Source organism: Shewanella sp. DC2-4 (assembly GCF_013248875.1).
GTDB classification, from domain to species: Bacteria; Pseudomonadota; Gammaproteobacteria; order Enterobacterales; family Shewanellaceae; genus Shewanella; species Shewanella oncorhynchi.
Window position 1 is genome coordinate 195,508 of record NZ_JABRVR010000002.1, and the last position, 24,509, is coordinate 220,016.

The 24,509-nt window shown below is 45.7% G+C and carries 40 protein-coding genes; 33 read left to right on the plus strand and 7 right to left on the minus strand.

What is annotated here, in order from left to right:
* Positions 1 to 29 precede the first annotated feature (29 nt).
* From rpsL to rplQ, 32 genes are all read left to right on the plus strand, one after another.
* The gene (gene rpsL / locus HQQ92_RS01360; protein ID WP_006083605.1) at positions 30 to 404 is read left to right on the plus strand and encodes a 30S ribosomal protein S12; all 375 of its coding nucleotides are present in this window, start codon (positions 30 to 32) and stop codon (positions 402 to 404) included.
* A gap of 81 nt (positions 405 to 485) precedes the next feature.
* Positions 486 to 956 carry a 30S ribosomal protein S7 gene (gene rpsG / locus HQQ92_RS01365; protein ID WP_011787570.1) on the plus strand — a complete coding sequence of 157 codons (471 nt, stop codon included), beginning with the start codon at positions 486 to 488 and terminating at the stop codon, positions 954 to 956.
* A 78-nt stretch (positions 957 to 1,034) separates the two neighbouring features.
* A complete protein-coding gene (gene fusA, locus HQQ92_RS01370; RefSeq protein WP_006083603.1) occupies positions 1,035 to 3,131 on the plus strand; it encodes an elongation factor G in 2,097 nt (698 codons plus the stop codon).
* A 72-nt stretch (positions 3,132 to 3,203) separates the two neighbouring features.
* Complete coding sequence (gene tuf / locus HQQ92_RS01375) at positions 3,204 to 4,388, plus strand: elongation factor Tu (protein WP_105251028.1); 1,185 nt, start codon at positions 3,204 to 3,206, stop codon at positions 4,386 to 4,388.
* A gap of 334 nt (positions 4,389 to 4,722) precedes the next feature.
* On the plus strand, positions 4,723 to 5,034 hold the full coding sequence (gene rpsJ, locus HQQ92_RS01380; protein ID WP_006083601.1) for a 30S ribosomal protein S10: 312 nt from the start codon (positions 4,723 to 4,725) through the stop codon (positions 5,032 to 5,034).
* A gap of 30 nt (positions 5,035 to 5,064) precedes the next feature.
* A complete protein-coding gene (gene rplC, locus HQQ92_RS01385) occupies positions 5,065 to 5,703 on the plus strand; it encodes a 50S ribosomal protein L3 (protein ID WP_006083600.1) in 639 nt (212 codons plus the stop codon).
* A 17-nt stretch (positions 5,704 to 5,720) separates the two neighbouring features.
* On the plus strand, positions 5,721 to 6,326 hold the full coding sequence (gene rplD, locus HQQ92_RS01390; protein ID WP_113941598.1) for a 50S ribosomal protein L4: 606 nt from the start codon (positions 5,721 to 5,723) through the stop codon (positions 6,324 to 6,326).
* Positions 6,326 to 6,628, plus strand: coding sequence for a 50S ribosomal protein L23 (gene rplW, locus HQQ92_RS01395; RefSeq protein ID WP_025008843.1), 303 nt, complete (start codon positions 6,326 to 6,328; stop codon positions 6,626 to 6,628). Before rplD ends, rplW begins: the two co-directional genes overlap by 1 nt.
* A gap of 16 nt (positions 6,629 to 6,644) precedes the next feature.
* Positions 6,645 to 7,469 (plus strand): 50S ribosomal protein L2, encoded by an 825-nt coding sequence (rplB, locus tag HQQ92_RS01400; protein ID WP_006083597.1) that lies wholly within the window; start codon positions 6,645 to 6,647, stop codon positions 7,467 to 7,469.
* Positions 7,470 to 7,483: 14 nt separating this feature from the next.
* Positions 7,484 to 7,762, plus strand: coding sequence for a 30S ribosomal protein S19 (gene rpsS / locus HQQ92_RS01405; RefSeq protein ID WP_006083596.1), 279 nt, complete (start codon positions 7,484 to 7,486; stop codon positions 7,760 to 7,762).
* A 15-nt stretch (positions 7,763 to 7,777) separates the two neighbouring features.
* Positions 7,778 to 8,110, plus strand: coding sequence for a 50S ribosomal protein L22 (gene rplV, locus HQQ92_RS01410; RefSeq protein WP_006083595.1), 333 nt, complete (start codon positions 7,778 to 7,780; stop codon positions 8,108 to 8,110).
* A 9-nt stretch (positions 8,111 to 8,119) separates the two neighbouring features.
* Positions 8,120 to 8,812: a 30S ribosomal protein S3 gene (rpsC, locus tag HQQ92_RS01415; protein WP_006083594.1), complete on the plus strand. Its 693-nt coding sequence runs from the start codon at positions 8,120 to 8,122 to the stop codon at positions 8,810 to 8,812.
* 11 nt (positions 8,813 to 8,823) lie between these two features.
* Complete coding sequence (rplP, locus tag HQQ92_RS01420) at positions 8,824 to 9,234, plus strand: 50S ribosomal protein L16 (protein WP_006083593.1); 411 nt, start codon at positions 8,824 to 8,826, stop codon at positions 9,232 to 9,234.
* Positions 9,234 to 9,425: a 50S ribosomal protein L29 gene (rpmC, locus tag HQQ92_RS01425; RefSeq protein WP_006083592.1), complete on the plus strand. Its 192-nt coding sequence runs from the start codon at positions 9,234 to 9,236 to the stop codon at positions 9,423 to 9,425. The genes rplP and rpmC overlap by 1 nt, the downstream gene beginning before the upstream one ends.
* Positions 9,425 to 9,673, plus strand: coding sequence for a 30S ribosomal protein S17 (gene rpsQ, locus HQQ92_RS01430; RefSeq protein ID WP_006083591.1), 249 nt, complete (start codon positions 9,425 to 9,427; stop codon positions 9,671 to 9,673). Before rpmC ends, rpsQ begins: the two co-directional genes overlap by 1 nt.
* A gap of 180 nt (positions 9,674 to 9,853) precedes the next feature.
* Positions 9,854 to 10,222: a 50S ribosomal protein L14 gene (gene rplN / locus HQQ92_RS01435; protein ID WP_006083590.1), complete on the plus strand. Its 369-nt coding sequence runs from the start codon at positions 9,854 to 9,856 to the stop codon at positions 10,220 to 10,222.
* Positions 10,223 to 10,233: 11 nt separating this feature from the next.
* Positions 10,234 to 10,548 (plus strand): 50S ribosomal protein L24, encoded by a 315-nt coding sequence (gene rplX / locus HQQ92_RS01440; protein ID WP_006083589.1) that lies wholly within the window; start codon positions 10,234 to 10,236, stop codon positions 10,546 to 10,548.
* Positions 10,549 to 10,560: 12 nt separating this feature from the next.
* Positions 10,561 to 11,100 (plus strand): 50S ribosomal protein L5, encoded by a 540-nt coding sequence (gene rplE / locus HQQ92_RS01445; RefSeq protein ID WP_006083588.1) that lies wholly within the window; start codon positions 10,561 to 10,563, stop codon positions 11,098 to 11,100.
* A gap of 10 nt (positions 11,101 to 11,110) precedes the next feature.
* Positions 11,111 to 11,416, plus strand: coding sequence for a 30S ribosomal protein S14 (gene rpsN / locus HQQ92_RS01450; protein WP_006083587.1), 306 nt, complete (start codon positions 11,111 to 11,113; stop codon positions 11,414 to 11,416).
* A 24-nt stretch (positions 11,417 to 11,440) separates the two neighbouring features.
* On the plus strand, positions 11,441 to 11,833 hold the full coding sequence (gene rpsH, locus HQQ92_RS01455; protein WP_006083586.1) for a 30S ribosomal protein S8: 393 nt from the start codon (positions 11,441 to 11,443) through the stop codon (positions 11,831 to 11,833).
* A gap of 10 nt (positions 11,834 to 11,843) precedes the next feature.
* On the plus strand, positions 11,844 to 12,377 hold the full coding sequence (rplF, locus tag HQQ92_RS01460; RefSeq protein WP_105251036.1) for a 50S ribosomal protein L6: 534 nt from the start codon (positions 11,844 to 11,846) through the stop codon (positions 12,375 to 12,377).
* 10 nt (positions 12,378 to 12,387) lie between these two features.
* On the plus strand, positions 12,388 to 12,738 hold the full coding sequence (rplR, locus tag HQQ92_RS01465; protein ID WP_006083584.1) for a 50S ribosomal protein L18: 351 nt from the start codon (positions 12,388 to 12,390) through the stop codon (positions 12,736 to 12,738).
* An 11-nt stretch (positions 12,739 to 12,749) separates the two neighbouring features.
* Positions 12,750 to 13,253, plus strand: a complete 504-nt coding sequence (rpsE, locus tag HQQ92_RS01470; protein ID WP_006083583.1) for a 30S ribosomal protein S5 — start codon at positions 12,750 to 12,752, stop codon at positions 13,251 to 13,253.
* A 6-nt stretch (positions 13,254 to 13,259) separates the two neighbouring features.
* Positions 13,260 to 13,442, plus strand: a complete 183-nt coding sequence (rpmD, locus tag HQQ92_RS01475; protein WP_006083582.1) for a 50S ribosomal protein L30 — start codon at positions 13,260 to 13,262, stop codon at positions 13,440 to 13,442.
* Between the two features lie 3 nt (positions 13,443 to 13,445).
* Positions 13,446 to 13,880 carry a 50S ribosomal protein L15 gene (gene rplO, locus HQQ92_RS01480; RefSeq protein ID WP_006083581.1) on the plus strand — a complete coding sequence of 145 codons (435 nt, stop codon included), beginning with the start codon at positions 13,446 to 13,448 and terminating at the stop codon, positions 13,878 to 13,880.
* A gap of 7 nt (positions 13,881 to 13,887) precedes the next feature.
* A complete protein-coding gene (gene secY / locus HQQ92_RS01485; RefSeq protein ID WP_007644459.1) occupies positions 13,888 to 15,228 on the plus strand; it encodes a preprotein translocase subunit SecY in 1,341 nt (446 codons plus the stop codon).
* 21 nt (positions 15,229 to 15,249) lie between these two features.
* Positions 15,250 to 15,363: a 50S ribosomal protein L36 gene (rpmJ, locus tag HQQ92_RS01490; protein WP_006083579.1), complete on the plus strand. Its 114-nt coding sequence runs from the start codon at positions 15,250 to 15,252 to the stop codon at positions 15,361 to 15,363.
* A gap of 117 nt (positions 15,364 to 15,480) precedes the next feature.
* Entirely contained in the window at positions 15,481 to 15,837 is a 357-nt protein-coding gene (gene rpsM / locus HQQ92_RS01495; protein ID WP_011787581.1) for a 30S ribosomal protein S13, read from the plus strand.
* 15 nt (positions 15,838 to 15,852) lie between these two features.
* Positions 15,853 to 16,245, plus strand: a complete 393-nt coding sequence (rpsK, locus tag HQQ92_RS01500) for a 30S ribosomal protein S11 (RefSeq protein WP_006083577.1) — start codon at positions 15,853 to 15,855, stop codon at positions 16,243 to 16,245.
* A 32-nt stretch (positions 16,246 to 16,277) separates the two neighbouring features.
* The gene (gene rpsD / locus HQQ92_RS01505) at positions 16,278 to 16,898 is read left to right on the plus strand and encodes a 30S ribosomal protein S4 (RefSeq protein ID WP_006083575.1); all 621 of its coding nucleotides are present in this window, start codon (positions 16,278 to 16,280) and stop codon (positions 16,896 to 16,898) included.
* A 24-nt stretch (positions 16,899 to 16,922) separates the two neighbouring features.
* Entirely contained in the window at positions 16,923 to 17,912 is a 990-nt protein-coding gene (locus HQQ92_RS01510; RefSeq protein WP_006083574.1) for a DNA-directed RNA polymerase subunit alpha, read from the plus strand.
* A 40-nt stretch (positions 17,913 to 17,952) separates the two neighbouring features.
* Positions 17,953 to 18,348: a 50S ribosomal protein L17 gene (rplQ, locus tag HQQ92_RS01515; protein ID WP_006083573.1), complete on the plus strand. Its 396-nt coding sequence runs from the start codon at positions 17,953 to 17,955 to the stop codon at positions 18,346 to 18,348.
* Between the two features lie 57 nt (positions 18,349 to 18,405).
* Here rplQ and HQQ92_RS01520 read toward each other — a convergent pair whose 3' ends face one another.
* The 6 genes from HQQ92_RS01520 to ccmA all read right to left on the minus strand — a co-directional run bounded on the left by HQQ92_RS01520 (position 18,406) and on the right by ccmA (position 22,334).
* Positions 18,406 to 19,410, minus strand: coding sequence for an ABC transporter substrate-binding protein (locus HQQ92_RS01520; protein WP_254306291.1), 1,005 nt, complete (start codon positions 19,408 to 19,410; stop codon positions 18,406 to 18,408).
* Positions 19,411 to 19,552: 142 nt separating this feature from the next.
* Entirely contained in the window at positions 19,553 to 20,041 is a 489-nt protein-coding gene (gene ccmE / locus HQQ92_RS01525; protein ID WP_105251038.1) for a cytochrome c maturation protein CcmE, read from the minus strand.
* The gene (ccmD, locus tag HQQ92_RS01530; RefSeq protein ID WP_105253042.1) at positions 20,038 to 20,238 is read right to left on the minus strand and encodes a heme exporter protein CcmD; all 201 of its coding nucleotides are present in this window, start codon (positions 20,236 to 20,238) and stop codon (positions 20,038 to 20,040) included. The genes ccmE and ccmD overlap by 4 nt, the downstream gene beginning before the upstream one ends.
* Positions 20,238 to 20,984, minus strand: a complete 747-nt coding sequence (locus HQQ92_RS01535) for a heme ABC transporter permease (protein WP_105251039.1) — start codon at positions 20,982 to 20,984, stop codon at positions 20,238 to 20,240. The genes ccmD and HQQ92_RS01535 overlap by 1 nt, the downstream gene beginning before the upstream one ends.
* Position 20,985: 1 nt before the next feature.
* Positions 20,986 to 21,672 (minus strand): heme exporter protein CcmB, encoded by a 687-nt coding sequence (gene ccmB / locus HQQ92_RS01540; RefSeq protein ID WP_006079706.1) that lies wholly within the window; start codon positions 21,670 to 21,672, stop codon positions 20,986 to 20,988.
* An 11-nt stretch (positions 21,673 to 21,683) separates the two neighbouring features.
* Complete coding sequence (gene ccmA / locus HQQ92_RS01545) at positions 21,684 to 22,334, minus strand: cytochrome c biogenesis heme-transporting ATPase CcmA (RefSeq protein ID WP_131525727.1); 651 nt, start codon at positions 22,332 to 22,334, stop codon at positions 21,684 to 21,686.
* 318 nt (positions 22,335 to 22,652) lie between these two features.
* Here ccmA and HQQ92_RS01550 point away from each other — a divergent pair, with 318 nt between their 5' ends.
* Entirely contained in the window at positions 22,653 to 22,952 is a 300-nt protein-coding gene (locus HQQ92_RS01550; RefSeq protein WP_105251041.1) for a cytochrome c5 family protein, read from the plus strand.
* 61 nt (positions 22,953 to 23,013) lie between these two features.
* On the opposite strand, the gene ccmI is transcribed toward HQQ92_RS01550, so the two are convergent.
* Positions 23,014 to 24,264: a c-type cytochrome biogenesis protein CcmI gene (ccmI, locus tag HQQ92_RS01555; RefSeq protein ID WP_173248542.1), complete on the minus strand. Its 1,251-nt coding sequence runs from the start codon at positions 24,262 to 24,264 to the stop codon at positions 23,014 to 23,016.
* Positions 24,265 to 24,509 lie beyond the last annotated feature (245 nt).

A 24,509-nucleotide genomic window follows, 5' to 3' on the forward strand; every position in this document is an offset into this window, starting at 1 on the left:
AGTTTGATTCAACTGACTCGGAGCTATACATGGCAACTGTAAACCAGTTGGTACGTAAGCCACGCGCGCCAAAAGTCGACAAGACTAACGTGCCTGCGTTGAATGCGTGCCCGCAAAAACGTGGTGTTTGTACACGTGTGTACACTACTACCCCTAAAAAACCTAACTCTGCACTACGTAAAGTAGCTCGTGTGCGTCTAACTAACGGTTTCGAAGTTACTTCGTACATCGGCGGTGAAGGCCACAACCTGCAGGAACATAGCGTGATCTTAATCCGTGGTGGTCGTGTTAAAGACTTACCAGGTGTGCGTTATCACACTATTCGTGGCGCATTAGACTGTGCAGGCGTGACTTCACGTCGCCAAAGCCGTTCTAAATACGGTGCTAAGCGTCCTAAGTCTTAACTTATCCGTTAAGTAAGGCCAAGCTAGTTTTATTTTGAGAATTCCAGTTTTGGAAATCCCTGAAGCATACGGAGAATTGTTATGCCAAGACGTCGCGTTGTAGGACAACGTAAAATCCTACCAGATCCAAAGTTTCACAGTGAGTTGCTGGCTAAGTTCATCAACGTCATTATGCAAGACGGCAAAAAGTCGACTGCAGAAAAAATTATTTACAAGGCACTAGATGTTGTCGCTGAAAAGAAAAGCGAAAACCATTTAGTTATCCTTGAAGCAGCCCTGGACAACGTTCGCCCATCAGTCGAAGTTAAATCTCGTCGCGTTGGTGGTTCTACGTACCAGGTACCATGTGAAGTTCGTCCTGTGCGTCGTAACGCACTGGCGATGCGCTGGTTAGTTGAAGCTGCTCGTAAGCGTGGTGAAAAATCTATGGCTTTACGTCTGGCAGGTGAAATGCTGGATGCGTCTGAAAACAAAGGTACTGCTGTTAAGAAGCGTGAAGACGTGCATCGCATGGCTGAAGCTAACAAAGCCTTTGCTCATTACCGTTGGTAATATGATGGTGTGGGCTTAGGCCCACACCATAGTTGTTGATATTGCCAAGACTTAGGTCTTGGTGGAGAGGGTATAATCGTGGCTCGTACAACCCCAATTGAGCGTTATCGTAATATCGGTATTTGTGCTCATGTTGACGCAGGTAAAACCACCACAACAGAACGTGTTCTGTTCTATACCGGTTTGTCTCATAAAATCGGTGAGGTGCATGACGGCGCCGCTACCACAGACTGGATGGTTCAAGAGCAAGAGCGTGGTATCACTATCACCTCGGCTGCGGTAACCACATTCTGGCGTGGTATGGATGCTCAATTCACTGAACACCGCATCAATATCATCGATACCCCTGGTCACGTTGACTTTACTATTGAAGTTGAACGGTCTCTGCGCGTCCTCGACGGTGCTGTTGTCGTTTTCTGTGGTTCATCTGGTGTTGAACCTCAGTCAGAAACAGTGTGGCGTCAAGCTGATAAATACCGCGTTCCACGTTTGGTATTTATCAACAAGATGGACCGTGCAGGTGCAGACTTTGAACGTGTAGTGAAGCAAATTAGAACTCGTCTTGGAGCCACTTGTGTGCCTATTCAATTGAATATTGGTGCAGAAGAAAACTTCAAAGGCGTGATCGACTTAATCAAGATGAAAGCAATTAACTGGAATGAATCAGACCAGGGTATGACTTTCACTTATGAGGAGATCCCTGCAGAGTTAGCAGCTAAAGCGGCTGAAATGCATGAGTATCTGGTTGAAGTAGCAGCCGAATCTTCGGATGAACTGATGGATAAGTACCTTGAAGAAGGCACGCTATCAGAAGACGAAATTAAAAAGGCGCTACGTCAGCGTACTATAAATAATGAAATCGTTTTAGCGACTTGTGGTTCTGCATTTAAGAACAAAGGCGTTCAAGCGGTACTTGATGCGGTTATTGAATTCTTGCCAGCGCCAATTGATGTGCCTCCAATTAAGGGCATCGATGAGAACGACCAAGAAGTAGAACGCCCATCAGATGACAATGCGCCTTTTGCTGCATTGGCATTTAAGATTGCTACAGATCCATTCGTAGGAACTTTGACCTTTATTCGCGTGTACTCAGGCGTACTCGAATCAGGTTCGGGCGTTTACAACTCTGTCAAACAGAAGCGTGAACGCGTAGGTCGCATGGTGCAAATGCACGCAAACGATCGCACTGAACTGAAAGAAGTCCGTGCTGGTGATATCGCAGCGGCGATTGGTCTAAAAGAAGTGACTACGGGTGATACGCTTTGTGATAACGATCATAGAGTGATCTTGGAACGTATGGAGTTCCCAGAGCCAGTAATTACCATTGCCGTTGAGCCTAAGTCAAAAGCCGATCAGGACAAAATGGGTATCGCGTTGCAAAAACTTGCAGCGGAAGATCCATCATTCCGAGTTGAAACTGACGAAGAATCATCACAAACTCTGATTTCGGGTATGGGTGAGTTACACTTAGACATCATCGTAGACCGTATGCGTCGCGAATTCGGTGTTGAATGTAACGTAGGTAAGCCACAAGTGGCCTACCGCGAAACTATCCGAGCATCAGTAGAAGCTGAAGGTAAATTTGTACGCCAATCAGGTGGTCGTGGACAATTCGGTCACGTTTGGTTAAAACTAGAGCCTAATGAAGAAGGCGCTGGTTACGAATTTGTCAATGCAGTTGTGGGAGGTGTGATTCCTCGTGAATTCATTCCTGCGGTTGATAAAGGTATCCAAGAACAGATGAAGAATGGCGTTCTCGCTGGCTTCCCTGTGTTGGACGTGAAGGTCACTCTGTTCGACGGTTCATATCATGATGTGGACTCGAATGAGATGGCGTTCAAAATTGCAGGTTCTATGGGCTTCAAAAAGGGTGCGCTTGAAGCGAATCCGGCGTTGCTCGAACCTTGCATGAAAGTAGAAGTAACTACCCCTGAAAATTATATGGGTGACGTCGTTGGTGATTTAAACCGTCGTCGTGGCTTGATTGAAGGGATGGATGATGGCTTTGGTGGCATCAAAATAGTCCATGCTGTAGTGCCTCTTTCTGAAATGTTTGGTTATGCAACTGATTTGCGCTCTGCTACACAGGGTCGCGCTTCATACTCTATGGAGTTCTTGAAGTACTCTGATGCACCGCAAAACATTGCAAAAGCGATTATTGAATCTCGTAGCTAATATCCAGTTACGACATAAATGTTATTATGGTCCAGCACTGACTGGACTATTCTGAAAAGAAAGGAATATATCGTGGCAAAAGCTAAATTTGAACGTATTAAGCCTCACGTAAACGTGGGCACCATTGGTCACGTTGACCATGGTAAAACCACACTGACTGCAGCTATCTCTCACGTACTGGCTAAGACCTACGGTGGCGAAGCTAAAGACTTCTCTCAAATCGATAACGCTCCAGAAGAGCGTGAGCGCGGTATTACGATCAATACCTCTCACATCGAATATGACACGCCTTCACGTCACTACGCACACGTAGACTGCCCAGGCCACGCTGACTATGTTAAAAACATGATCACTGGTGCTGCACAGATGGACGGCGCGATTCTAGTAGTTGCCTCTACAGACGGTCCAATGCCACAGACTCGTGAGCACATCCTGCTTTCTCGTCAGGTTGGCGTACCTTTCATCATCGTGTTCATGAACAAATGTGACATGGTAGATGACGAAGAGTTACTGGAATTGGTTGAAATGGAAGTGCGTGAACTTCTGTCAGAATACGATTTCCCAGGTGATGATTTACCAGTAATCCAAGGTTCAGCTCTGAAGGCCCTAGAAGGTCAACCAGAGTGGGAAGCTAAGATCCTTGAATTAGCCGCAGCACTGGATTCTTACATTCCAGAACCACAACGTGACATCGATAAGCCGTTCCTACTGCCAATCGAAGACGTATTCTCAATTTCAGGCCGTGGTACAGTAGTTACTGGTCGTGTTGAGCGTGGTATTGTTAAAGTGGGTGACGAAGTTGAAATCGTTGGTGTTCGCACAACGACTAAAACAACGTGTACTGGTGTAGAAATGTTCCGTAAACTGCTTGACGAAGGTCGTGCAGGCGAGAACTGTGGTGTGTTATTACGTGGTACTAAGCGTGATGACGTAGAACGTGGTCAAGTATTGGCTAAACCAGGTTCAATCAACCCACACACGACTTTTGAATCAGAAGTTTACGTTCTGTCAAAAGAAGAAGGCGGACGTCACACTCCATTCTTCAAAGGCTACCGTCCACAGTTCTACTTCCGTACAACTGACGTAACCGGTACTATCGAACTGCCAGAAGGCGTAGAGATGGTAATGCCTGGCGACAACATCAAAATGGTAGTGACTCTGATTTGCCCAATCGCGATGGACGAAGGTTTACGCTTCGCAATCCGTGAAGGTGGTCGTACAGTTGGTGCTGGTGTAGTAGCTAAAATCATCGCTTAATTGCGATAGAGATTAGTTTGAAAAGGAAGCTTCGGCTTCCTTTTTTGTTTGAGGGCTGGTTTTATTCACAAATTTGTGTAAAATGCTCGCCACTCTGAAGTTAAATAGTTATTTGATGACTATTTACACAGCGGGCTTGATATCCGGATTTAGATAGGTATAATGGCCCCCTCGTCGACTTAGGTTGACGAATTAAATGATTAGTCGCTGAAGTTAATCATTATCATAGCGGCTCCGATTGGGAGTCGAACGGTTAAATCATCTCGCTCTGCTTTTCTATATTGAAGAAGCTAGAGGGTGATTTTTTATATGTCCATTTTAGGAGCTCTGGTCAATGCAGAACCAAAGAATCCGTATCCGCTTAAAGGGATTTGATCATCGCTTAATTGATCAGTCTACAGCGGAAATCGTTGAAACTGCTAAGCGTACAGGCGCGCAGGTTCGTGGTCCAATTCCACTACCTACTCGCAAAGAGCGTTATACCATTTTGATCTCTCCGCACGTTAATAAAGATGCTCGTGACCAGTACGAATTACGTACACACAAGCGCCTGGTTGACATCGTAGAGCCAACTGAAAAGACTGTTGACGCGTTAATGCGTTTAGATCTTGCGGCTGGTGTCGACGTACAGATTAGCTTGGGTTAATTGAGATCCTAGTAAGAAGAGGTTTGAGAGATGGCTATCGGTCTTATTGGTCGTAAAGTTGGTATGACTCGCATCTTCACTGAAGATGGTGTTTCAATACCAGTTACTGTAATTGAAGTTGCAGGCAACCGTGTTACTCAAGTGAAAACTTTAGAAACTGACGGCTACCGTGCACTTCAAGTTACAACTGGCACCAAAAAAGCCAATCGCATCACTAAACCAGAAGCAGGTCACTTTGCCAAGAGCGGCGTTGAAGCCGGTCGTGGTTTGTGGGAAATGCGTTTGGTAGACGGTGAAGGCGAGGGCATTGAAGTTGGTGCTGAGCTAAATGTTGATATTTTCGCAGACGTAGCGAAAGTTGATGTTACTGGTCAATCAAAAGGTAAAGGCTTCCAAGGCGGCGTTAAGCGTTGGAACTTCCGTACTCAAGATATGACTCACGGTAACTCTTTGTCGCACCGCTCGAATGGTTCTATCGGTCAGAACCAAACGCCTGGTCGCGTATTCAAAGGCAAAAAAATGTCAGGCCATATGGGTGCCGAGCGTGTTACTACTCAAAATCTAGTTGTTGTTCGTGTAGATGTTGAGCGTAACCTGCTACTAGTCCGTGGCGCTGTTCCTGGCGCTACCAATGGCGACTTGATTATCAAGCCTGCCGTTAAAGCTTAAGGTCTGAGGAGATAGTAATGGAATTGGTATTGAAAGACGCGCAAAGCGCTCTTGAAGTTTCCGAAACTACCTTCGGCCGTGACTTTAACGAGGCACTGGTTCATCAGGTAGTTGTAGCATACGCTGCAAACGCGCGTCAGGGCACTCGTGCTCAAAAGACTCGTGCGGAAGTAACTGGCTCAGGCAAAAAGCCTTGGCGCCAAAAAGGAACTGGCCGTGCTCGTGCTGGTTCTGTTAAAGGCCCAATCTGGCGTGGCGGTGGCGTAACATTCGCTGCTAAAACCCAAGATCACAGCCAAAAAGTTAACAAAAAGATGTACCGCGGTGCGCTGAGAAGCATTCTGTCTGAATTGGTACGTCAAGAGCGTTTGGTTATTGTTGAATCTTTCGGTGTTGAAGCTCCTAAAACTAAAGAGCTGAAAGCTAAATTGAAAGCAATGAACCTTGAAGACGTTCTGATTGTGACTGCAGAAGTTGATGAGAACTTATTCTTAGCAGCTCGTAACCTGTACAAGGTTGACGTTCGTGATGTAGCGGGTCTAGACCCAGTGAGTCTGATCGCTTTCAACACTGTGCTTGTGACTGCTGACGCAGTGAAGCAAATCGAGGAGATGCTAGCATGATGATCCGCGAAGAACGTTTGCTAAAAGTTATTCTCGCACCACATATCTCTGAAAAGAGCACTGTGAACGCTGAGAAGCACAACACTGTTGTTTTCCGCGTAGCTATCGATGCAACTAAAGCTGAAATTAAAGCTGCTGTTGCTAAGCTATTTGAAGTTGAAGTTGATTCAGTTCGCACTTTAGTGAGCAAAGGCAAAACTAAACGCACTGGTGGCCGTACTGGTCGTCGTAGCGATTGGAAAAAAGCCTATGTGACTCTAGCTGCTGGTGCTGACATCGATTTCGTCGGCGGCGCTGAGTAAGCAAAGGAGAATTATCATGGCAGTTATTAAGTGTAAGCCAACCTCTCCAGGTCGTCGCCACGTAGTTAAAGTGGTGAACACTGACCTGCACAAGGGTAAACCTTTTGCTGGCTTGTTGGCGAAAAAATCTAAAAGTGGTGGCCGTAACAATACTGGCCGTATCACTGTCCGTCACGTAGGTGGTGGTCATAAGCAGCATTATCGTCTAATCGACTTCAAACGCGATAAAGATGGTATCCCTGCAAAGATTGAGCGTCTGGAATACGATCCAAACCGTACTGCTAACATCGCGTTAGTATTGTATGCGGATGGTGAGCGTCGTTATATTCTTGCTGCCAAAGGCATGCAAGCTGGCGATAAGATCCAGTCTGGTGTTGCTGCCGAGATCAAAACCGGTAACGCTATGCCACTGCGCAACATCCCAGTAGGTTCTGTAGTTCACGCAGTTGAAATGAAGCCTGGTAAAGGTGCTCAGATCGCTCGTTCTGCAGGTGCTTATGTACAAGTTGTTGCTCGTGATGGCGCATATGCCACTCTACGTCTTCGCTCTGGCGAAATGCGTAAAGTGCCAGTTGATTGCCGCGCGACATTTGGTGAAGTTGGTAATGCCGAACACATGCTACGCCAGTTAGGTAAAGCAGGTGCTAAGCGCTGGAGAGGCATACGTCCTACAGTGCGTGGTGTTGCAATGAACCCAGTAGACCATCCACACGGTGGTGGTGAAGGCCGTACTTCTGGTGGTCGTCACCCAGTGACTCCATGGGGTGTGCCAACTAAGGGTTATAAAACTCGTAGTAACAAGCGCACTGACAAGTACATCGTACGTCGTCGTAATAAATAGTAAGAGGATTCGCCATGCCACGTTCTCTCAAGAAAGGTCCCTTCATTGACCTGCACTTGCTGAAGAAGGTAGAGAAAGCGATGGAAGCCGGTGACAAAAAGCCTATTAAGACTTGGTCACGTCGCTCTATGATCATTCCAAATATGATTGGTTTGACCATCGCTGTCCATAATGGTCGTCAGCACGTTCCTGTGTTCGTAACTGACGAAATGATCGGCCACAAACTTGGTGAATTTTCACCAACTCGCACTTATCGCGGCCATGCTGCAGATAAGAAAGCGAAGAAGCGTTAATACGGGAGGAATAAGATGGAAGTTTTAGCTAAACATCGTTTTGCCCGTACGTCTGCGCAGAAGGCCCGTCTGGTTGCTGATCAAATTCGTGGATTGCCTGTTGCTAAGGCCCTCGAAATTTTGACTTTCAGCCCCAAGAAAGCCGCCGTACTGGTTAAAAAAGTACTTGACTCAGCTATCGCAAACGCCGAACACAACGAAGGCGCGGATATTGATGAGCTTAAAGTCGGAGCCGTCTTCGTAGATGAAGGCCCAACTATGAAGCGTATCATGCCACGTGCTAAAGGCCGCGCTGATCGTATCATGAAGCGTACCAGCCACATTACTGTGGTTGTATCAGATCGCTAGGAGAGAGCAATGGGACAGAAAGTACATCCTAATGGTATCCGTCTGGGTATCACCAAGCCTTGGATCTCTACCTGGTACGCAGATAAATCAGATTACGCAAGTAACCTGAACAGCGACTGGGAAGTGCGTAAGTTTCTTGTAGAGAAATTACAAGCTGCTTCAGTATCTAAGATTGTTATCGAGCGTCCAGCGAAAAGCATCCGCGTTACCATTCACACTGCCCGTCCAGGTGTTGTGATCGGTAAGAAAGGTGAAGACGTTGAAGTATTGCGTGCTGCAGTGTCAAAACTTGCTGGCACTCCTGCTCAAATTAACATCGCTGAGATCCGTAAACCTGAGCTAGATGCCAAGTTAGTTGCTGACTCAATTGCACAGCAATTAGAGCGTCGCGTAATGTTCCGTCGTGCTATGAAGCGCGCAGTTCAAAACGCAATGCGTATTGGTGCTCAAGGTATCAAAGTACAAGTTAGTGGCCGTTTAGGCGGAGCTGAGATTGCGCGCGATGAGTGGTATCGTGAAGGTCGTGTACCTTTACATACTTTGCGTGCTGATATCGACTATTCTACATCTGAAAGTCACACCCAATACGGTGTGATTGGCGTTAAAGTTTGGATCTTCAAAGGTGAAGTTCTAGACGGAATGCTGCCACAGATTGAAGAGCCGAAGCAGCAGCAACCTAAGCGCAAGCCTCGTGGTAAATAGGAGAGCCGGCAATGCTGCAACCTAAACGTATGAAGTTTCGCAAGATGTTCAAAGGCCGCAACCGCGGTCTAGCGAACGGTACCGAAGTTAGCTTTGGTACTTTTGGTCTGAAAGCAGTCGGCCGTGGCCGTTTAACTGCACGTCAGATCGAATCTGCACGTCGTGCCATGACACGTCACATTAAGCGTCAGGGACAAATTTGGATTCGAGTTTTCCCGGACAAGCCGATTACCTCTAAGCCTCTTGAAGTGCGTATGGGTAAAGGTAAAGGTAACGTTGAATACTGGGTATGTCAGATTCAACCTGGTAAGGTTCTTTATGAGATGAATGGTGTTTCTGAAGTGATCGCTCGTGAAGCGTTTGCTTTGGCTGCTGCCAAGCTTCCAATTAAGACTACCTTCGTAACTAAGACGGTGATGTAATGAAAGCGAGCGAACTGAGAGAAAAGAGCGTTGAAGAACTGAACGCTGAACTACTTGGTCTGCTGCGTGAGCAGTTCAACCTGCGTATGCAACACGCCACTGGTCAGTTGACTCAGACTAATCAACTGAAATTGGTGCGCCGTAACATTGCGCGCGTTAAGACCATTATTACTTCTAAGGCGGGTGCATAATGTCTGATAAAATCCGTACTTTGCAGGGTCGTGTAACTAGCAACAAAATGGACAAGTCCATTACTGTTGCTATCGAACGCCAAGTGAAACACCCAATTTATGGGAAATACATTAAGCGTACGACAAAGATCCATGCACATGACGAAACGAATCAGTGCAATGAAGGCGATTTAGTAGCGATTCGCGAATGTCGTCCTTTGTCTAAGACTAAGTCTTGGACCCTGGTTGAAGTAGTATCAAAGGCCTAAGCTAATTAGGTATTTAGGTAAACGGCTCCAGAATGTGGGGCCGTTTGTTTTTTAATACTATACATTCCACTTTTATGGTGTTATATTTGCGCGCCATTTTTGACTAAATTAATAGCAAAAATGAGTGTTTTTATTGTCCCATAGTGGGAATTGTGTAGTAACGATAGCGGAGCACTTAAAATGATCCAAATGCAATCGACTCTTGACGTTGCTTGTAACAGCGGCGCACGCAGAGTTCAGTGTATTAAGGTCTTGGGTGGCTCTCATCGTCGTTATGCCGGTATCGGCGACATCATCAAAGTTTCTGTTAAAGAAGCGATTCCTCGCGCTAAAGCGAAGAAAGGCGATGTGTATAACGCGGTGGTAGTCCGTACTAAGAAAGGCGTACGTCGTCCAGACGGTTCTGTCATTCGCTTCGATCGGAATGCAGCTGTTCTTTTGAACAACAACCTGCAGCCGATTGGTACTCGTATCTTTGGACCAGTGACACGTGAATTGCGTAATGAGCAATTTATGAAAATTGTCTCGCTGGCACCAGAAGTACTGTAAGGAGCTTCAAAATGGCAGCTAAAATACGTCGTGAAGACGAAGTGATTGTATTAGCAGGTAAAGACAAGGGTAAACGTGCAAAAGTTTCTCAAGTCCTTCCTACTGGTAAATTGATTGTTGAAGGCATCAATCTTGTCAAAAAACACCAAAAGCCAAACCCACAATTGGGCGTAGCTGGCGGTATTGTTGAGAAAGAAGCACCGATACAAGCATCAAATGTAGCGATTTTCAACTCTGCCACTGGCAAAGCTGATCGCGTTGGTTTCCGCTTTGAAGACGGCAAAAAAGTTCGTTTCTTCAAATCGAACAGTGAACTCGTTAAGTAATTGGAGTAAACGATGGCGAAACTGCATGATAAATACCAAGAGACTGTTGTCGCTGAACTTGCTAAAAAGTTCGGTTATACCAGTGTCATGCAAGTCCCTCGGATTGAGAAAATCACCCTGAACATGGGTGTTGGCGAAGCTGTTGCAGACAAGAAAATCATGGACCATGCTGTCCGTGATATGACTGCAATCGCTGGTCAAAAGCCAGTTGTGACTGTAGCTCGTAAGTCAGTTGCTGGTTTTAAAATCCGTGAAGGCTACCCTATTGGCTGTAAAGTGACCCTACGCGGTGAGCGTATGTGGGAATTCTTAGAGCGTTTAGTCGATATCGCAATCCCACGTATTCGTGACTTCCGTGGCTTAAGCGCTAAAGCGTTTGACGGCCGTGGTAACTACGCAATGGGCGTGCGTGAGCAGATCATCTTCCCAGAAATCGATTACGATAAAATCGATAAGATTCGTGGTATGGATATTGTTATCACTACTACTGCGAAGAATGATGAAGAAGGTCGTGCTTTGTTAGACGCTTTTAACTTCCCATTCAAGAAATAAGGGTAGCGTAATGGCAAAAACATCAATGAAAGCACGTGAAGCTAAACGTGCACAGCTCGTGGCCAAGTACGCTGAAAAGCGTGCGGCTCTTAAGACTATCATTGCAAGTCCAGCTTCTTCTGACGAAGATCGTTGGGATGCGGTTCTTAAGCTGCAAGCTCTACCACGTGATTCCAGCGCTGCGCGTCAACGCAATCGTTGTAATCAAACTGGTCGCCCTCATGGCTTCTTACGTAAATTCGGCTTAAGCCGTATCAAATTACGTGAAGCAACCATGCGTGGTGAAGTTCCTGGCCTGCGTAAGGCCAGCTGGTAAGCACTTGTCACGGAGTAAGCTAATATGAGCATGCAAGATCCTATTGCGGATATGTTAACCCGTATTCGTAACGGCCAAGCTGCTAACCACGTATCAGTGAAGATGCCTTCAGCTAAGTTGAAAGTCGCAATTGCGAAACTACTTAAAGATGAAGGTTATATTGCTGATTACGCCGTAGCAGATGAAGCCAAGCCTGAACTGGAAGTTACTTTAAAGTATTTCCAAGGCCAACCAGTCGTTGAGACTATCCAGCGTGTAAGTCGCCCTGGTCTTCGTATTTACAAAGGTAAAAACGAACTACCAAAGGTGATGGGCGGTCTGGGTGTCGCAATTGTGTCCACTTCTAAAGGCTTGATGACTGATCGTGCCGCCCGCCTTGCAGGCATGGGTGGCGAGGTTATCTGCTACGTAGCTTAAGGAGCTAGGAATGTCTCGTGTAGCAAAAGCACCAGTATCTATTCCAGCTGGCGTAGAGGTGACCTTGAACGAACAGACCCTTACCGTCAAAGGCGGAAAAGGTAGTCTGACTCGAGTGATCAACAATGCGGTCAATGTTGTTATTGAAGCCGGCGTAGTTAAGTTCCTCCCTGTTGAAGGCGTTGTTAACGCTTGGGCACAGGCTGGTACAACTCGTGCATTAGTAAACAACATGGTTGTTGGTGTATCTCAAGGTTTTGAGCGTAAGTTAAAGTTAGTTGGCGTTGGTTACCGTGCGAAACTCGTCGGTGCTGATATCGACCTTACTTTAGGTTTCTCTCATCCGTTAGTACACAAACTGCCCGCAGGCGTTACTGCAGAGTGCCCTAGCCAAACTGACATCGTCCTACGTGGCGTTGATAAACAGTTAATTGGCCAAGTCGCTGCTGAGATTCGCGGATACCGTCCACCAGAGCCATACAAAGGCAAAGGTGTTCGCTATGACGACGAAGTAGTACGCCGTAAAGAGGCTAAGAAGAAGTAGGTAACGCGATATGGATAAGAAAACATCTCGCTTACGTCGCGCTACTCGCGCTCGTAAGAAGATCCAAGAGCTGGGCGTGAACCGTCTGGTTGTACATCGTACACCGCGTCACATTTATGCTCAGGTGATCAATCCTGAAGCTCAGGTGTTGGCAGCTGCTTCAACCGTAGAAAAAGCGGTTAAAGAGCTACTGAAGAGTACCGGTAACGTAGACGCAGCGAAAGCAGTAGGTAAATTTGTTGCTGAGCGCGCGATCGAAAAAGGCGTAACTTCAGTTGCGTTCGATCGTTCTGGTTTCAAGTATCACGGTCGTGTAGCTGCTTTAGCAGATGCAGCTCGTGAAGCTGGCCTGAAGTTCTAAGGGGTTATAAAATGGCTAAATTAGAAGCTCAGCAAAAAGACGATCTGCAAGAGAAATTAATTGCAGTTAATCGTGTTTCTAAAGTAGTTAAGGGCGGTCGTATCTTTAGCTTCACAGCACTGACAGTAGTGGGTGACGGTAACGGTAAGATTGGCTATGGCTATGGCAAAGCACGTGAAGTTCCAGCCGCGATTCAAAAAGCGATGGAAAAAGCTCGTCGTAACATTGTGACCGTTGAGTTGAATGCAGGTACTCTGCATCACCCAGTTAAAGGTCGTCATACTGGTTCTCTTGTGTACATGCAACCTGCATCACAAGGTACTGGTATTATTGCCGGTGGCGCAATGCGTGCCGTATTGGAAGTAGCAGGCGTGCATAACGTTCTGTCAAAAGCATACGGTTCTACTAACCCGATCAACATCGTTCGCGCGACTGTCGATGCTTTGGTGCACATGAAGTCACCTTCGCAAATCGCAGCTAAGCGTGGCCTGAATGTTGACGAAATTCGGGGGTAATGCACCATGGCAACTAAAACTGTAAAAGTTACTCAAACTAAAAGCGGTATCGGTCGTTTACCGAAGCACCGTGCAACCCTAACGGGTCTTGGTTTGCGTCGCATTGGTCATACTGTTGAATTAGAAGATACTCCTTCTGTTCGCGGTATGATCAACAAGGTCTACTACATGGTTAAGGTGGAGGATTAATAGATGCGTTTAAATACTCTATCTCCAGCTGCAGGCTCTAAGCATGCACCAAAGCGTGTAGGCCGTGGTATGGGCTCAGGTCTAGGTAAAACAGCGGGTCGTGGTCATAAAGGCCAAAAGTCTCGCTCTGGTGGCGGTGTACGCCCAGGATTCGAAGGTGGTCAAATGCCACTGAAAATCCGTTTACCTAAATTTGGTTTTACCTCGCGTCGCGCTATGGTAACAGCTGAAGTTCGTGTACTCGAACTGGCAAAAGTTAACGGTGATGTTATCGACTTAAACGCTCTGAAAGATGCGAACGTAATAACTCGCAACATCCAGTTTGCGAAAATTGTTCTTTCAGGTACCATTGAGCGCCCTGTGACTGTTAAAGGTCTGAAGGTAACCAAAGGTGCACGTGCAGCTATTGAAGCTGCCGGCGGTAAGATCGAGGAATAATACGTCGATGGCAAAACCAGGACTTGATTTAAAAAGCGCGAAAGGTGGACTTTCAGAATTGAAAGCTCGCCTCCTGTTCGTGATTGGTGCGATTATCGTCTTTAGAGCCGGTTCGTTTGTGCCAATTCCTGGTATTGACGCAGCTGTATTAGCAGAGCTGTTTGCTCAGCAAAGTGGAACCATCCTTGGCATGTTTAACATGTTCTCGGGTGGTGCCCTTGAGCGTGCCTCTATCTTTGCATTAGGTATTATGCCGTACATTTCGGCATCGATTATCATGCAACTGTTGACTGTCGTACATCCTGCACTCGCTGAATTGAAAAAGGAAGGCGAATCAGGACGTAAGAAAATCAGTCAATATACCAGATGGGGTACCTTAGTGCTGGGTACATTCCAGTCGGTCGGTATTGCAACCGGGTTACCAAATTTAGTGCCAGGCCTTGTGGTCAACATTGGATTTGGATTCTACTTTGTTGCGGTTGTGAGCTTAGTAACAGGAACTATGTTCCTTATGTGGCTAGGTGAGCAAATTACCGAACGTGGTATAGGTAATGGTATCTCGATTTTGATTTTCGCAGGTATTGTTGCTGGATTACCTTCCGCTATCGGCCAAACGGCTGAGCAGGCGCGTCAAGGTGACTTGAATGTGTTAGTATTGTTGTTGCTCGCGGTAATTGTGTTTGCAGTGACTTATTTTGTAGTGTTTGTGGAACGTGGTCAGCGTCGTATCGTCGTTAACTATGCCAAGCGTCAGCAAGGCCGTAAGGTGTTCGCTGCGCAAAGTACCCATCTACCGCTGAAAATAAACATGGCAGGTGTTATTCCGCCAATTTTTGCGTCAAGCATCATTTTGTTTCCTGGAACACTGGCTCAGTGGTTCGGTCAAAATGAGTCCATGTCATGGTTAAGTGATTTTTCACTTGCTGTGTCACCTGGCCAACCGCTTTACTCATTATTATATGCAACAGCGATTATCTTTTTCTGTTTCTTCTATACTGCGTTGGTGTTTAACCCACGTGAAACAGCAGATAACTTGAAGAAGAGTGGTGCATTCATCCCTGGGATCCGTCCTGGAGAACAGACTTCGCGTTACATTGATAAAGTTATGACCCGTTTGACATTGGCAGGCGCGTTATACATAACCTTTATCTGCTTAATTCCGGAGTTCATGTTAATTGCGTGGAAAGTACAGTTTTATTTCGGCGGTACTTCACTACTAATTATGGTAGTCGTAATCATGGACTTCATGGCTCAGGTTCAGACGCATATGATGTCTCATCAGTATGAGTCTGTGATGAAGAAAGCTAACCTAGTTAACAAAGCGAATTTAGATCGCTTTGGTCGCTAAGTAGCTTTACGGAGTGATGAAATGAAAGTTCGAGCTTCCGTGAAGAAGATCTGCCGTAACTGCAAGATCGTCAAGCGTAGTGGCGTTGTACGCGTTATCTGTGTTGAACCAAAACACAAACAGCGTCAAGGCTAAAAAGTAATTTGTTCAGCCCATGAATTGGGCTGAACAAAATTTTGTTTGCAAATCTGTCGACTGTCGAGTATCCTTTCGGGCTTTTCGCAGTTGGCCTTTAACTTTAAGGAGTGCATAGTGGCCCGTATCGCTGGCATTAACATTCCTGATCAAAAGCATACAGTCATCGCATTGACTGCAATTTTCGGCATCGGCCGTACTCGCGCTAGAGCAATCTGCGCGGCTACAGCAATCGCTGAAACTGCTAAGATCAAGGAATTGAGCGAAGCTCAAATAGACACACTACGCGAAGAAGTCGCCAAATACCTAGTAGAAGGTGACTTACGTCGTGAGATTTCAATGAACATCAAGCGTCTTATGGATCTTGGTTGTTATCGTGGTCTCCGCCATCGCCGTAGCCTGCCTCTCCGTGGGCAACGTACTAAGACCAATGCGCGTACGCGTAAAGGTCCACGTAAACCTATTAGAAAGTAACGGGAAGGTAAAGCAATGGCTAAAGTTCCGTCACGTTCTCCGCGTAAGCGCGTACGTAAACAGGTTGCAGATGGCATGGCTCATATCCATGCTTCTTTCAACAACACTATTGTCACCATTACAGATCGTCAAGGTAATGCGTTGTCATGGGCTACTTCAGGTGGTTCAGGTTTCCGTGGTTCACGTAAATCTACTCCATTTGCTGCACAGGTGGCTGCTGAGCGTGCAGGTGCTGCTGCTCAAGACTACGGTTTAAAAAACCTTGAAGTGTTTGTGAAGGGTCCAGGTCCAGGTCGTGAGTCAGCCATTCGTGCGCTGAACGCTGTTGGTTATAAAATTACCAACATTACCGATGTGACGCCGATCCCTCATAATGGTTGTCGTCCTCCTAAAAAGCGTCGTGTATAACGCCGTTTCATTAGGATAGTTGGAGAAAGATCATGGCAAGATACTTGGGTCCCAAGCTCAAGCTCAGCCGCCGAGAAGGTACAGACCTTTTCTTAAAAAGCGGTGTGAGAGCAATCGATTCAAAGTGTAAACTGGAAACTGCACCTGGACAACATGGCGCTCGTAAGCCACGTTTGTCAGAGTACGGTACTCAGTTACGCGAAAAACAAAAAGTTCGTCGTATTTACGGTGTGTTAGAAAAACAATTCCGTAACTATTACAAAGATGCTGCACGTACTAAAGGCAACACAGGTGAAAACCTGCTTCAGCTTTTAGAAACCCGTCTTGATAACGTCGTTTATCGTATGGGCTTCGGTGCAACTCGTGCAGAATCACGTCAGCTAGTAAGCCATAAATCTATTATGGTTAACGGTCGTGTTGTTAACATTCCATCATTCAAAGTGTCTGCGAATGATGTTGTGAGCATCCGCGAGAAGTCACGTACTCAAGCTCGTATTAAAGCGGCTTTAGAAGTGGCAGCTCAACGCGAGAAGCCTACATGGGTTGAAGTCGACAACGCGAAAATGGAAGGTGCTTTCAAGCGCGTTCCAGAACGTAGCGATTTGTCTGCGGAAATTAACGAACAGCTGATCGTCGAGCTTTACTCTAAGTAAGGCTAACAAACAAGAGAGGACACAATGCAGGGTTCTGTTACAGAATTTCTTAAACCGCGTCTCGTTGATATCGAGCAGGTTAACTCAACACGTGCCAAGGTTACATTGGAACCACTTGAGCGTGGTTTCGGCCACACTTTAGGTAACGCGTTGCGTCGCATCCTATTGTCGTCTATGCCCGGCTGCGCGGTTACCGAAGTCGAGATTGACGGTGTACTGCACGAATACAGCAGTAAGGAAGGCGTTCAAGAAGATATCCTTGAGATCTTGTTAAACCTGAAAGGGTTAGCAGTGACCATCGAGGGTAAAGACGAGGCTATGCTTACGTTGAGCAAGTCCGGCGCAGGCCCTGTCATCGCAGCAGATATCACGCATGATGGTGATGTCACTATCGTGAATCCTGATCATATTATCTGTCATCTGACAGGTAATAATGATATCAGCATGCGTATTCGCGTTGAGCGTGGTCGTGGTTATGTACCAGCATCTGCTCGTGCACAGACCGAAGACGATGATCGCCCAATCGGCCGCTTGCTGGTTGATGCTTCTTTCTCGCCAGTTGCACGTATTGCCTACAATGTAGAAGCAGCACGTGTAGAACAGCGTACTGACTTAGATAAACTCGTTATCGATATGACCACAAACGGTACTATCGATCCTGAGGAAGCTATCCGTCGTTCTGCAACTATTCTGGCTGAACAGCTAGATGCGTTTGTAGAGTTACGTGACGTGACTGAGCCAGAGCTGAAAGAAGAGAAACCGGAATTCGATCCGATTCTGCTGCGTCCTGTCGACGATTTAGAGCTAACTGTACGTTCGGCTAACTGCTTGAAAGCCGAAGCGATTCATTACATCGGAGATCTGGTACAGCGCACTGAAGTTGAGTTGCTGAAAACCCCGAACTTAGGTAAGAAATCTCTTACTGAAATTAAGGATGTTTTAGCTTCTCGCGGACTGTCGTTAGGTATGCGTTTGGAAAACTGGCCTCCAGCTAGTTTAGCAGACGACCTATAAGTCTCAGGTTTGTACAGATTTAGGTTATAAGGATTAGGTCATGCGCCATCGTAAGAGTGGTCGTCAACTAAACCGTAACAGCAGTCATCGCCAAGCCATGTTTCGCAACATGGCCGGTTCACTAGTTCGTCATGAGATCATCAAGACAACTGTGGCTAAAGCGAAAGAACTGCGTCGCGTAGTTGAGCCTCTGATAACACTTGCTAAGAGTGACAGCGTTGCAAACCGTCGTTTAGCGTTTGCACGTACTCGCGACGCTGAAGTCGTTGGTAAGTTATTTACTGAGTTGGGTCCACGTTACCAGGAACGTCCTGGTGGCTATACCCGTATCCTTAAGTGCGGTTTACGTGCTGGTGATAAAGCCCCTATGGCTTACATCGAGCTAGTTGGTCGCCCAGAAGCTGCTCAAGCTGTTGATGTTGAAGCTGCTGAGTAATTAAGGTTACACTTTTAAAAAGCCGGGCATTAGCCCGGCTTTTTTATGCCTTTTTTACTATTTTACCCAAAGTGTGGTTTTCTCGATTTCTTTTGGGAGGACGATATTCCATTTAGCTAAGCCTTTCTGGCTAAACATGTATTTTCCAAGATCATCTGTTACTGGGAAAATATTTTCGGGTTTCTCGCCGCCGAGTATTTTTGTCGCCATATTCGCTGCAATCTTGCCATGATGATAGCCATCGAGAACATAGCCACCAATATTACCTTCAGCAGAGACACTAAATCCCCAAAACCCAAAATTCGGTACCGGAGTATGTTCAGATATCCATTTTAGGAGCTGATCTGCATCTACTGAGCGATTATCTGCGTCTCTAACTGTGTGGTATAGCGCCACGACTATAGCGTTATAACCCTGTTCCTTCGCGGTCAATACATTCCGCTGCCAATCCCTTAGCTGTGACAATTGCACTAAATTAACTTCGATATCGCCTAACATGCTTGAGTGTTGTTTACTGATGTATTCAGCCGCTGAGTCAGAGGTGACTCCTTGGTCGAATAGAACTAAGATTTTTCTATGCACAGTCTGTGGTAGTAAACGTTGAATGAGCAGTAGTGAACGTCGTAGTAGTGGTCTTTCAATGACGCCTGTGAAGCGTTTGTGTTCATTGAGATGATATTCTCTAGGATTCATGTTCACCCCTAAATAGACAACTGGGATTAGGCTGTCATTTAGGCGCTGGTGTAAGAGATTAACCGCATTATCATCGGCGAGAATAACCAATTGAGGTGCTTGTTGTTGAATGTATTTCCATGCTAAGTCAGCTCGTTCAGTAAATTGCTCTTCGGGCAAGCGTTTGGTATCCATCTCGAAATAACTAACATCGTGGTGAGGGCTGAGCGTGTCATAAATCGCTTGATAGTATTCTTGGTCCCATTGATAGCTATGATGGTAGCTTTCGATAACAACAACTTTAGCAGCATTGGCTTCCTGAGAGAGGCCTATCAAGCAGATAATTAGGAAGCTTAGAATGTGTTGCAAACTAGAGTTTAGTTGTCTCATTTGAATCATATGCAATCTTAGGTATTGGCGCTGCCTAGAGTATAGTCCACCTTTAATTGTGCATATTGAGATAATAAAAAAGCCTCACTAGTTATTAAGCTAGGAGGCTTAGTTTGTACGCTATTGCTGATCCATCAATAACCTACTTAGTATCAGGTGCCTTTTGCTGGCTATAATCTAACTTTTCGTGCTTTTGGCCCATGGCTTCAGCGACTTCTGGTGGCATGTAGTTTTCATCATGCTTGGCCAGTACTTCAGTTGCTTCTAGTTTGCCATCAGCACCCAGTACACCCTGAGCAACAATGCCTTGTCCTTCACGGAAAAGATCGGGCAATAGGTCGTCATAAGTGACCAGTACTTCGCCGCCGAGGGAGTCATGCACTGCAAATTCGACATGCAAGCTTTTGGGATCTCGCACCATAGAACCTACCGTCACCATTCCGCCGACACGAATACGTTGGCCAATTTCAGGTTTTACGCCAGTGTCTGTCTTGCCGTGGACAATTTCAGACGGAGTATAGAATAAGTTCAAGTTGGAGTTCAGCGCATAGAGCAAAAGCGAAGTAATCGCAGCAACGCCACCGATTAATGCTACAGCTAATGTCAGTCTTTTTTTGCGTCTTGGGTTCACGATTTAGTACTCCTAGTTTCTTTTAGGCGTTCTTCTCTATCCATCTTCTTCGCGATATCAATTAACACCTTACGCTTTTGGCGTGCGCTGGTAATGATGAGCGTAGAGAGGCAGAAGAAGGTCACTCCATAGGATAGCCATACATAGAATGCATAGCCGCCCATATTAAAAAAATCACTGATTGAATCGAATTGCATCATTTGACCTCCTCCGCTTTAGCTAGTTCACGGACCCAAGGGCGCATGCCATTTCTTGCTAAAATTTCTGCTCTAAAACGGACAATAGTGATGGCGCCAATCATAAGACCGAAGCCCAGTATGTTAATTAATAGTGGATAGAGCATTTCCGTCGACATTGTCGATTTCTCGGTAATGCGTATTGTCGACGGTTGATGTAATGAGCTCCACCATTCAACTGAGTATTTGATGATAGGAATATTGATCACACCGACGATCGCTAAGATCCCTGCTGCACGAGCTGCGAGCACTTTATCCTCAAATGAGGCGTAGAGCGAGATCACACCTAGATATAGGAATAGTAATACCAGCTCAGAAGTTAAGCGTGCATCCCATACCCACCAAGCACCCCACATAGGTTTACCCCATGCTGCCCCGGTAAAGAGTGCGATAAAGGTGATCACTGCACCAATGGGAGCAATAGATGCCGCAGCCCAGTCGGCAAGTTTTATCTGCCAAACTAGACCGATAAAGGCTGCTGTTGCCATACCCATATAAGCCGCCATTGACATAGACGCTGCAGGAACATGGATAAATATAATACGGTAGCTATCACCCTGCTGGTAATCCGTCGGCGCGAAGACGAGTCCCCATGTAGTGCCAACAGCAATCAATAGACCGGCTAAGATCGCAAACCATGGAAATAAAGTTCCTGATAATTTATATGCGCGTTCAGGATCCGCGTAAGGGTGTAACCATTTCCACATTTTAGTTAGTACTCACTCGCAGAGATGCACCAATTGCAAAAGGTGCTAAGGTTAACGATCCGACCAGCATAGCGCCTATTATAGCGAGCTGACCATCATAGGGTAAATTCATTCCTGCCGCGTCTATGGCACTCGTTGCAAAAATGAGTACTGGGATATATAGGGGCAAAATAAGTAAGCTGAGTAACACGCCGCCTTTCCTTAGACCGACGGTTAATGCCACACCAATAGCACCTAACAGCGACAATACTGGCGTGCCTAGCGCAAGCGTTGAAATTAACGCACCGTAGCTGTTGCCGTCTAGATTGAGTAATACCGCTAACAGTGGTGCGATAATAATCAGTGGCACACCTGTTAAAATCCAGTGGGCTAACACTTTAGCTAATACGAGAATGGCTAATGGCTGTGGGCTTAATAGCATTTGTTCTAAGCTACCATCACTAAAGTCGGCTTTGAAAAGCCTTTCAAGTGACAACATTGATGCTAATAATGCGGCTACCCAAATTATCCCCGGTGCCACACGTGCTAACATTTGCGGCTCTGGTCCAATTCCCAGCGGAAACAAGGTAACGACCATAATAAAAAATAGCAGTGGGTTAAAAATGTCGCCGCGGTGGCGAATAGCAATTTTAAGATCTCGCTGCAGCAAGGTGAAAAATGCTTGGGTAAAACTGATGCCTCTTTTCATTGAGCCTGACCTTATATGAAGCGATAATCGAGACGAATTTTACGAAGCCTATCATCTGTGATAATGCCCATATCTTGGTGAGTTGTGAGGATCACACAACCACCATTATCCGCATGCTGAATAAATAACTGCTCCAGTTCTTCGACGCCTTTTTTATCAATTGCAGTAAAAGGTTCGTCAAGGATCCAAATTTTACAGTTGCTATGCCACAATCTTGATAGCGCTGTTCTGCGATGCTGGCCTGCGGATAAATGCCCCGCGAGAGCTTCTTCAAAGCCCGTTAAATTGACTTTGGCTAAAATCTCTGACGTATCAAAGTCATCATAACCACTGATTCTTAAATTGAAATTAAGGTTTTCTTCGGCAGTCAGCTCGCATTTCACGCCAGCTAAATGGCCTAAATACAAGAGGTCTTCATTGTATTCATCGCGGCAACGGTTTATGTCTTCATTAATGTAAAAAGTTTGTCCGGCATAGGGGCGAGAAAGGCCCGCCAATATGCGTAATAAACTGGTCTTGCCTGCGCCGTTAGGGCCTTCAATCTGAACAATGTCACCAGCATTTATATCAAAACTTAACTCATCAAAGAGGATGCGTTCTTCGCGGATACAGGTCAGCTTGCTGGCTGACACTAATGTGGTTTCTTTAGTTATATTTGTCACTGAACCCTCTATCTCAAGCCGGAAGGAAACACAAGTCATTCTAACACAAACGTTATTGGGGGTTTACTCTTGGTTTGCACTAGATGTCAGCAATATGATGTGGTTCCAATAACCGCAATATTTATCGAACTTTTTTACGACTTGCTAATATATTAACGAATTTGTCATCCTTGTCGCCTGATTCATTTTGTGTTGAGATTCTAATCACAAAAAGATGAGATTTCTTGAAGTTTGTAGTAATCTTAGTCGGCTATAATGAGTCTGCCTAAGTAAGGGCGGCGCCGAGCTTTGTACGTATTTGCATTAGGAACATTGAACATGAAAAAACTGTTAGCAATGACTGCTGTCGCTGCTTTGACTATGTCAGTTAACGCTTCAGCTCAAGATGCTGAGGCTATTTATAATAAGGCATGTACCGTATGCCACAGTATGGGTGTTGCTGGTGCTCCAAAAGTACACAACGCTGCAGAATGGGAACCACGCTTAGCTAAGGGTGTTGACGCTCTAGTGAAGAGTGTGAAAACCGGTCTGAATGCTATGCCACCAGGCGGTATGTGTACTGATTGTACTGATGATGATTACAAAGCTGCTATCAAATTTATGTCTACAGCTAAGTAATTCTTCAGATATAAAAAAACCGGCGAAAGCCGGTTTTTTTATATCTGCAATTAACTGCGATTTATTGCACTTGAGTATCAAGTACTAGGTTCGCTGTATCGCCTACGGCGACTTTACTGATCTTGCCTTGAATATCACCCGTTTGCGGTTTGATATTACCTTGTTTAGATAGTACAGCAATCACTTCCACATTGGCTGCATCGCTTAACTTCACATCACCACCCATACCGCTGCTGTCATCTAATGTCACTGTAATCGGGAAAGACTTAGCACTGACTTTGGTTGCAGCTAATGGGACTTTAGGTCCTTCAGTTGCACGGGCAAAGATGAAAATGGTGTCTTCTGGACTGGCTTTAGCCGCAAGTTCTGCTGAGATAGATATAGTGACATTGACCGATTTAGCACTCGCTTTGACTTGCTTATGTGCATCATCATTTGGCATGCCAGCGGTTTCCGACTGCATGCGTAAGTTGGCGGTTTCGATTGCATTCATAAGAGCAGCACGATCAACGTCGGCACGACCGCTATCTAAAATCGTTTGCCAAGAGGTGATGGCTTTCTTGTAGTCAGCAGTAAAGAAAGCATCCATACCCACGAGCAGTAGCGTTGAAGGATCTTGTGCATCCATTGCTAAAGACTCATTGATAAGAGCTTGGATTTGCGGTGTCATTTGTTGACCCGCTTTGTAATACATCGCCGTTGCTTTTGGACCGAGCAATTCTGCATGCTTTCCGACTAATTCGATTACTTTATCGAAAGCCGCAATCGCTTTATCGTATTGGTTTGCCGATACATAAGCATGACCTAAGCTGAACCACAGTTGGCTGTTTTCTGGCTCGGCTTTAACTTGAGCTTCCATCATCTGCACGCGTTGCATCATGATTTGAGCCGTATCCATTCCCGCATGTGGATTTGCAGGTTGTTGAGCACTATCAATATTCTCGAAGGCGCCTAAGTGTTGATAGAGATAGCCTGAGATAACAATCAAACAAACTGACATGATCGACGGCCACAGAATCGTCTTTGGCTTTATTTGGTTGACCAGTGAATCGTCGTTCGCTTGTTTGATGTCTTGGAGTAGACTGATTTCCAGTTCTTTCTTCAATGCATCAAATTCGGCTTGATCGAGTAGCTCTTCACTTAATTCTTTTTCAAGAACGCCTAAGCGCTCATTGAACAATTCAAGGTTCGTTTGTTTACGAACTCCAGCTTCTTCCGTTTTCAGCAATTTTTGCTGTCTGAAGTGCGGGATCCAAATCAGCATCAGGCCGACTAACATAACAAGCGCAATAAAAATCCAAAATGTCGTCATTGTTTCTATATTCACTTTAGTTTGCAGAAAGCGGAGTAACCGCTAGGCTTGGAAGCAAGATTATACGTAAAGATTGTTCATTGAACAGTAATATAAGGTAATCCCAGTGCTGAAAGCTTATAGTTGGGCACTGGTTCACAAATTGATTCTTCTTGTAAATTTTGTATGAAACTTAAGTGTCATTTGTCGGTCACATGCAGAACTGAGCCTCTTCCGTGACTTTCATCGACCTCTAAAATTGAGAA

Bases quoted from the DNA above. Each gene is read 5' to 3' on its own strand.
- rplQ (WP_006083573.1), top strand. From the start codon at position 17,953: ATGCGCCATCGTAAGAGTGGTCGTCAACTAAACCGTAACAGCAGTCAT.
- rplF (WP_105251036.1), top strand. From the start codon at position 11,844: ATGTCTCGTGTAGCAAAAGCACCAGTATCTATTCCAGCTGGCGTAGAG.
- rplW (WP_025008843.1), top strand. From the start codon at position 6,326: ATGATCCGCGAAGAACGTTTGCTAAAAGTTATTCTCGCACCACATATC.
- rplX (WP_006083589.1), top strand. From the start codon at position 10,234: ATGGCAGCTAAAATACGTCGTGAAGACGAAGTGATTGTATTAGCAGGT.
- rpsG (WP_011787570.1), top strand. From the start codon at position 486: ATGCCAAGACGTCGCGTTGTAGGACAACGTAAAATCCTACCAGATCCA.
- rplN (WP_006083590.1), top strand. From the start codon at position 9,854: ATGATCCAAATGCAATCGACTCTTGACGTTGCTTGTAACAGCGGCGCA.
- rpsS (WP_006083596.1), top strand. From the start codon at position 7,484: ATGCCACGTTCTCTCAAGAAAGGTCCCTTCATTGACCTGCACTTGCTG.
- rplD (WP_113941598.1), top strand. From the start codon at position 5,721: ATGGAATTGGTATTGAAAGACGCGCAAAGCGCTCTTGAAGTTTCCGAA.
- rplP (WP_006083593.1), top strand. From the start codon at position 8,824: ATGCTGCAACCTAAACGTATGAAGTTTCGCAAGATGTTCAAAGGCCGC.
- rplB (WP_006083597.1), top strand. From the start codon at position 6,645: ATGGCAGTTATTAAGTGTAAGCCAACCTCTCCAGGTCGTCGCCACGTA.
- HQQ92_RS01535 (WP_105251039.1), bottom strand. From the start codon at position 20,984: ATGTGGAAATGGTTACACCCTTACGCGGATCCTGAACGCGCATATAAA.
- rpsJ (WP_006083601.1), top strand. From the start codon at position 4,723: ATGCAGAACCAAAGAATCCGTATCCGCTTAAAGGGATTTGATCATCGC.
- rpmD (WP_006083582.1), top strand. From the start codon at position 13,260: ATGGCAACTAAAACTGTAAAAGTTACTCAAACTAAAAGCGGTATCGGT.
- rpsN (WP_006083587.1), top strand. From the start codon at position 11,111: ATGGCAAAAACATCAATGAAAGCACGTGAAGCTAAACGTGCACAGCTC.
- rplE (WP_006083588.1), top strand. From the start codon at position 10,561: ATGGCGAAACTGCATGATAAATACCAAGAGACTGTTGTCGCTGAACTT.
- ccmI (WP_173248542.1), bottom strand. From the start codon at position 24,264: ATGACGACATTTTGGATTTTTATTGCGCTTGTTATGTTAGTCGGCCTG.
- HQQ92_RS01550 (WP_105251041.1), top strand. From the start codon at position 22,653: ATGAAAAAACTGTTAGCAATGACTGCTGTCGCTGCTTTGACTATGTCA.
- rpsC (WP_006083594.1), top strand. From the start codon at position 8,120: ATGGGACAGAAAGTACATCCTAATGGTATCCGTCTGGGTATCACCAAG.
- ccmB (WP_006079706.1), bottom strand. From the start codon at position 21,672: ATGAAAAGAGGCATCAGTTTTACCCAAGCATTTTTCACCTTGCTGCAG.
- rpsL (WP_006083605.1), top strand. From the start codon at position 30: ATGGCAACTGTAAACCAGTTGGTACGTAAGCCACGCGCGCCAAAAGTC.
- rplO (WP_006083581.1), top strand. From the start codon at position 13,446: ATGCGTTTAAATACTCTATCTCCAGCTGCAGGCTCTAAGCATGCACCA.
- rpmC (WP_006083592.1), top strand. From the start codon at position 9,234: ATGAAAGCGAGCGAACTGAGAGAAAAGAGCGTTGAAGAACTGAACGCT.
- rpsE (WP_006083583.1), top strand. From the start codon at position 12,750: ATGGCTAAATTAGAAGCTCAGCAAAAAGACGATCTGCAAGAGAAATTA.
- secY (WP_007644459.1), top strand. From the start codon at position 13,888: ATGGCAAAACCAGGACTTGATTTAAAAAGCGCGAAAGGTGGACTTTCA.
- rpsQ (WP_006083591.1), top strand. From the start codon at position 9,425: ATGTCTGATAAAATCCGTACTTTGCAGGGTCGTGTAACTAGCAACAAA.
- ccmD (WP_105253042.1), bottom strand. From the start codon at position 20,238: ATGCAATTCGATTCAATCAGTGATTTTTTTAATATGGGCGGCTATGCA.
- rplC (WP_006083600.1), top strand. From the start codon at position 5,065: ATGGCTATCGGTCTTATTGGTCGTAAAGTTGGTATGACTCGCATCTTC.
- rplV (WP_006083595.1), top strand. From the start codon at position 7,778: ATGGAAGTTTTAGCTAAACATCGTTTTGCCCGTACGTCTGCGCAGAAG.
- rpmJ (WP_006083579.1), top strand. From the start codon at position 15,250: ATGAAAGTTCGAGCTTCCGTGAAGAAGATCTGCCGTAACTGCAAGATC.
- HQQ92_RS01520 (WP_254306291.1), bottom strand. From the start codon at position 19,410: ATGAGACAACTAAACTCTAGTTTGCAACACATTCTAAGCTTCCTAATT.
- rplR (WP_006083584.1), top strand. From the start codon at position 12,388: ATGGATAAGAAAACATCTCGCTTACGTCGCGCTACTCGCGCTCGTAAG.
- rpsK (WP_006083577.1), top strand. From the start codon at position 15,853: ATGGCTAAAGTTCCGTCACGTTCTCCGCGTAAGCGCGTACGTAAACAG.
- rpsH (WP_006083586.1), top strand. From the start codon at position 11,441: ATGAGCATGCAAGATCCTATTGCGGATATGTTAACCCGTATTCGTAAC.
- rpsD (WP_006083575.1), top strand. From the start codon at position 16,278: ATGGCAAGATACTTGGGTCCCAAGCTCAAGCTCAGCCGCCGAGAAGGT.
- HQQ92_RS01510 (WP_006083574.1), top strand. From the start codon at position 16,923: ATGCAGGGTTCTGTTACAGAATTTCTTAAACCGCGTCTCGTTGATATC.